The 5432-nt window shown below is 74.1% G+C and carries 5 protein-coding genes; 3 read left to right on the top strand and 2 right to left on the bottom strand.

Annotated features, from left to right (window positions below; translation table 11 throughout):
• The first annotated feature begins 10 nt into the window (after nucleotides 1–10).
• The 3 genes from CQZ88_RS18940 (at nucleotide 11) to CQZ88_RS18950 (ending at nucleotide 2657) form a co-directional block, all read left to right on the top strand.
• Nucleotides 11–535: a hypothetical protein gene (locus CQZ88_RS18940; protein ID WP_029545392.1), complete on the top strand. Its 525-nt coding sequence runs from the start codon at nucleotides 11–13 to the stop codon at nucleotides 533–535.
• 132 nt (nucleotides 536–667) lie between these two features.
• Complete coding sequence (locus CQZ88_RS18945) at nucleotides 668–2110, top strand: PepSY domain-containing protein (RefSeq protein ID WP_102800155.1); 1443 nt, start codon at nucleotides 668–670, stop codon at nucleotides 2108–2110.
• Nucleotides 2111–2144: 34 nt separating this feature from the next.
• Nucleotides 2145–2657: a hypothetical protein gene (locus CQZ88_RS18950; RefSeq protein WP_006945430.1), complete on the top strand. Its 513-nt coding sequence runs from the start codon at nucleotides 2145–2147 to the stop codon at nucleotides 2655–2657.
• A gap of 132 nt (nucleotides 2658–2789) precedes the next feature.
• On the opposite strand, the gene cobF is transcribed toward CQZ88_RS18950, so the two are convergent.
• Nucleotides 2790–3563 carry a precorrin-6A synthase (deacetylating) gene (gene cobF, locus CQZ88_RS18955; protein WP_006945429.1) on the bottom strand — a complete coding sequence of 258 codons (774 nt, stop codon included), beginning with the start codon at nucleotides 3561–3563 and terminating at the stop codon, nucleotides 2790–2792.
• Nucleotides 3560–5432 (bottom strand): cobaltochelatase subunit CobN (locus tag CQZ88_RS31345; protein ID WP_258008671.1); only part of this gene is annotated, 1873 nt, incomplete at its 5' end. The genes CQZ88_RS31345 and cobF, both read right to left, overlap by 4 nt.

The following is a 5432-nucleotide window of genomic DNA, read 5'->3' on the forward strand; positions in this document are numbered from 1 at the left end:
GTGCCCAACCGTGAATCCACGCCCGCAGACGTCCGCGCCGATGCGTGGCGCGTTCGTGGGTTCGACCTCCGCCGCGGTCTCCGTCGCGGCCCACGGCCTGGCGGGCGGCGAAATTCCGTCCCAGTCGTCGGTGGTGCTGCTGATCGCCGCCTGCGCCGCGTTCGGCGCCGCGGTGTCCGCCATCCGGCCGTCCCGGCTGCTGCCCGCCCTGGTGCTCACCCTGGGGGCGGGACAGATCGTCGGTCATACCGTCCTCACCCTCACCGCCGAGCACGCCCACGGCCCCGGGCTCTCGCCCGCGATGCTCGGCGCCCACGCCGCGGCCCTCGTCGTCTCCGCCGCCCTGATCCGGGCGGCCGAGCAGGGCTGTGCCGCGGCGCTCGGCGTGTTGCGGCGCATCGTCGCCGCGGTGCTCACCCCGCCCCCGGCGCATGCGCCGCTGTGGGTGGCCACGCCGTCGCACCGGGCACGTCTCGTGCTGCGGGTGCTCGTTTCCGCGCAGGCCGGCACCCGGGGTCCGCCCCGCACCGCCTGACCCGATCCCGTTCCGCCGTGGCCCGTACGCCGCGGCGGCCTTCCCCGTGTGCCGACGCCCGGCGCGGTGCGCCGCCCCTCGATACGGCGCTGCGCGCTGCCGTCGCCACCGACGATCGAAACGAGCATTCGCATGTCCACGACCGACCTCGGGACGGATCGTCCCGTCCCACCCCGTTCCGGCCCGGACCGTTCCGCGGCGCCCGCGCTGCGCCCGCTGATGCTGCGGCTGCACTTCTACGCCGGCATCCTCGTCGCCCCGTTCATCCTGATCGCCGCGGTCAGCGGCGGCCTCTACGCCCTGGCCCCGACGATCGAGCAGCTCGTCTACCGCGACCAGCTGCACACCGACGCCACCGGTCCGGCCGTGCCGGTGGCGGAGCAGATCCGGGTGGCCGCCGGACAGCGCCCCGATCTCACCGTCACCGCGGTGCGGCCGGCCGCGGCCCCCGGCGAGACCACCCGGGTCCTGTTCGCCGACCCGAGCCTCGGCGAGTCGCAGCGGCTCGCCGTCTTCGTCGACCCGGTCACCGCGCGGCCGCTCGGTGAGCTGGCCGTCTACGGCAGCAGCAGCGCGCTGCCGGTCCGGACCTGGATCTCGCAGCTGCACCGGCACCTGCATCTCGGCGAGCCCGGCCGCCTCTACAGCGAGCTGGCCGCGTCCTGGATGTGGGTGATCGCGCTCGGCGGCGTGTACCTGTGGGTGCGCCGCTACCGCACGGTGCGTGCCCGCCACGCCCAGGCACGCCTGCTCACCGTCGACCGCACCGCCACCGGCCGGTCCCGCACCCTCGGCTGGCACGGCGTGGTGGGCGTGTGGATCGCGGTGGGCCTGGTGTTCCTGTCCGCGACCGGCCTGACCTGGTCCCGGTTCGCCGGCGACAACATCGCCGAGCTGCGGGCCGCGCTGCACTGGAAGACGCCGACCGTCGACGCGACCCTGACCGGGGGCGGCGCCGCGGCCGCGACGGGCCACGAGGGGCACGGCGGCCACGCCGGGCACGCCGCCGACCCGGGACTGCTCGACGCGAACATCGCCCGGATCGACTCGGTGCTGGACACGGCCGCCGCCGCGGGACTGACCGGGGTCGTCGAGGCCTCGATCCCGGCGCGCCCCGGCACCGCGTTCACCGTCGCCGAAACCCGCCAGCCCTGGGTGTACGGCATCGACTCGGTCGCCGTCGACGGCGCGACCGGCGAGGTCGTCGACGTGTCGCGGTTCGCGGACTGGCCGCTCGCCGCGCAGCTGACGTGGTGGTCGATCACTCTCCACATGGGCATCATGTTCGGGCTCGTCACGCAGGTCGCCCTGGCGCTGCTGGCGGTGGCGTTGATCACGGTCGTGCTGCGCGGCTACGTGATGTGGTGGCGGCGACGGCCCACGCGAGGGTCGGCGTGGGCCGTCGGCCGGGCCCCGGCACGCGGCGCGCTGCGCCGCATCGGCGCAGGTCCGGCGGTCGCGATCGGCGTCGCGGCCGCGGTCGTGGGCTGGTTCGCCCCGGTGCTCGGGCTGAGCCTGCTGGCGTTCCTCGTCGTCGACACCGCCGTCGGGTGGCGCATGCGGGGGCGCGCATAATGGTCCCTCGTGTGCCGATCGACGAGGAGTGCCGGTGAGCGACGATCTGTCCGCGTACCGTAAGGAGTTCGCCCGCATCGAACGAAAGGTCGCCGGCGAGTTCGACGCCGGTCGGCGGCACCGTGTCCTCGTCGCCTGCATCGTCGCGGTGGTGCTGGGTCTGCTTCTGCCGCAGTCGGATACGGAATGGTCGTGGACGGTGCTCGGCACGTGGTTCGGGCACGACGCCACGACGACGGTGCCGATGCGGATCTTCGTGAGCCTCGCCCTGGTGTTCGGCGTGGTGTCGTCCACCGCGGCGCTGTGCACGCACCGCTGGCGGCTCGCGTCGGCGTCGATGCTCGGCTCCGGACTGGCGTCCCTGTTCGGGCTGCTCGGCTACTGGTCGCAGAACGGCATGCCGGTCGAGACCCCGCACGCCCCCGGCGCCGGGATGGTGCTGTCCTGGCTCGGCATGGTGGCGCTGACCTCGCAGTGGCTGCCCGTCGTGCTCAGCCGCTCCCCCACGGACCGGCACCCGCATCCGGTGACCACGCCCGTGCTCTGACGGGGCATCCGCGCGCCGTTCCTCGGCGCGCGGATGTCCCGTGTGCACGGATCCCCTGCGCGCCGGGGGGACGCGGCGTACATTTCCCCGCCGAATCGGCCGCACCGGGTCGGCGCATTCCTCGGCGTGCGGTCAGGAGACGACGCCGTCGCCGTCCGCGCGACGTAGCAGGTAGGTGTCCATCACCCAGCCGCGCGCGGCCTTCGCGCGGGCGCGGGCCCGCTCGATGTCCGGCAGCACCTCCCGCAGCGGGCCGGCGACGAGTTCCTCGTCGGACGTGCCGAGGTCGGCGCCCCACCAGATGCGCCAATCACCTTCGAGCCGGGCGCATTCCAGCGCACCGTCGAGCATGACGACGAGGTTGTCACCGCCGGCCGCCACCTCCTGCGCGAGCCGGCGGCCCGTGGTGACGACGATCGGGCCGCCGATCCGGTTGAGCACCAGCCGGTGCCGCGCCGCGAGCAGCGACACGCTGCTCACCCCGGGGATCACGTCGTAGTCGACGTCGAGCACGCCCCGGTCACGGATGCGCTCGACGACGCGAATCGTGCTGTCGTACAGGCTCGGATCGCCCCACACGAGGAATCCGGCGGTCTCGTGCTCGGCAACCTGCTCGCGCAGCACCGTCTCGTAGGCGGCGGCCCGGGCGGCGTGCCAGTCCCGCACCTCGGTGCCGTAGGCGGACGGGGCGCGGTCCCGCGGCGGGTCCGGCACCGGGATCGTCCGGTAGTCGCCGGCGATGTGGCGACGGCAGATCTCCTCCCGCACCGCGACGAGGTCGTCGACGCCGCGCTGCTTGTCGGCGACGAGGAAGACGTCGACGTCGTTCAGCGCCCGGACCGCGGCCACGGTGAGGTCGTCGGGCCCGCCCGGCCCGATCCCGATCAGCCGCAGCCGCCTCCTCACGCGCGGTCCTCGAGGTCGCCCTCCACATCGAGGTAGGCCTGCTGCAGTTCCGCGAGCGTCGCCGGATCCGGTTCGGCCCACAGGCCGCGGTCGGCGGCCTCGGTGAGCCGTTCGACGATGCCGCGCAGCGCCCACGGGTTGGCCTCGCGCAGAAACCGCTGGTTCTCGGAGTCGAGGGCGTAGGTGCGGGCGAGGGTTTCGTACATCCAGTCGGCGACGACCCCGGCGGTGGCGTCGTAGCCGAACAGGTAGTCGACGGTGGCGGCGAGCTCGAACGCGCCCTTGTAGCCGTGCCGGCGCATCGCCGCGAGCCAGCGCGGGTTGACGACCCGGGCCCGGAACACACGGGCGGTCTCCTCCGCCAGCGAGCGGGTGCGGACCTGGTCGGGGGTGGTCGAGTCGCCGATGTAGGCCTTCGGATCCGCACCGGTGAGCGCCCGGACGGTGGCGACCATGCCGCCGTGGTACTGGAAGTAGTCGTCCGAGTCGGCGATGTCGTGCTCGCGGGTGTCGGTGTTCTTCGCCGCCACCGCGATCCGCCGGTAGTTGGCGCGCATGTCGTCCGCGGCCGGGACGCCGTGCAGGTGCCGCCCGTACGCGAAGCCGCCCCACGCGGTGTACACCTCGGCGAGATCCGCGTCGCTGCGCCAGTTTCCGGAGTCGATGAGCGGCAGGATGCCGGCGCCGTAGGAGCCGGGCCTGGACCCGAAGATGCGGCGCACCGCGCGCTCGGGGTCGCCGTGCTCGGCCTCGTCGCGGCGGGCGTGCGCGCGCACGTAGTTCAGCTCGTCGGGTTCGTCGAGGGCCGCGACGGTGCGGATCGCGTCGTCGAGCATCGCGACGACGTGCGGGAAGGCGTCGCGGAAGAACCCGGAGATGCGGACGGTGACGTCGATGCGCGGCCGGCCGAGCTCGTCGAGCGGGATCACGGTCAGCTCGCGCACCCGCCGGGACTCGGCGTCCCATTCCGGGCGCATGCCGATCAGGGCGAGGACCTCGGCGATGTCGTCGCCGGAGGTGCGCATCGCGGAGGTCCCCCACACCGACAGGCCGACCGAGGGCGGATAGCCGCCGGTGTCGGCGCGGTACCGGTCGAGCAGGTTGTTCGCGAGCGCCACGCCGGTGTCGTAGGCGAGCCGGCTCGGCACCGCCTTCGGGTCGACGGTGTAGAAGTTGCGGCCGGTGGGCAGCACGTTGACCAGGCCGCGCAGCGGCGATCCGGACGGGCCGGCGGGCACGTAGCCGCCGTCGAGGGCGTGCAGCACCGCGTCGAGCTCGTCGGTGGTGCGTGCCAGGCGCGGCACGACCTGCTCGGCGGCGAAGGCGAGCACCCGCTCGACCTCCGGGTCCGCCCCGCCCAGCACGGACTGCACGACCGTGGCGGCGCTATCCGCCTGCCAGCCGGCGTCCTCCATGCCCTGCACCAGTGCCCGGGCCTGCGCCTCGACCGCGTCGGTCTCGGTGAGCGGCGCGTCCGGCTTCAGGCCGAGGGCGGTGCGCAGACCGGGCACGGCGTGGGCCCGCCCGCCCCACACCTGGGCGGCCCGCAGCACCGACAGCACCAGGTTCACGCGGGCCTCGCCGACGGGTGCCGTGCCGAGCACGTGCAGGCCGTCGCGGATCTGCGCGTCCTTCACCTCGCACAGCCAGCCGTCGACGTGCAGCAGGAAGTCGTCGAACTCGGCGTCGTGCGGGCGGTCCTCGAGCCCGAGGTCGTGGTCGAGCTTGGCGGCCTGGATCAGCGTCCAGATCTGGGCGCGGATCGCCGGCAGCTTGGCCGGGTCCATCGCCGCGATGTTCGAGTACTCGTCGAGCAACTGCTCGAGACGGGCGATGTCGCCGTACGACTCGGCGCGCGCCATCGGCGGG

This window comes from Rhodococcus sp. ENV425 (assembly GCF_002887785.1).
GTDB classification, from domain to species: domain Bacteria; phylum Actinomycetota; class Actinomycetes; order Mycobacteriales; family Mycobacteriaceae; genus Rhodococcus; species Rhodococcus aetherivorans.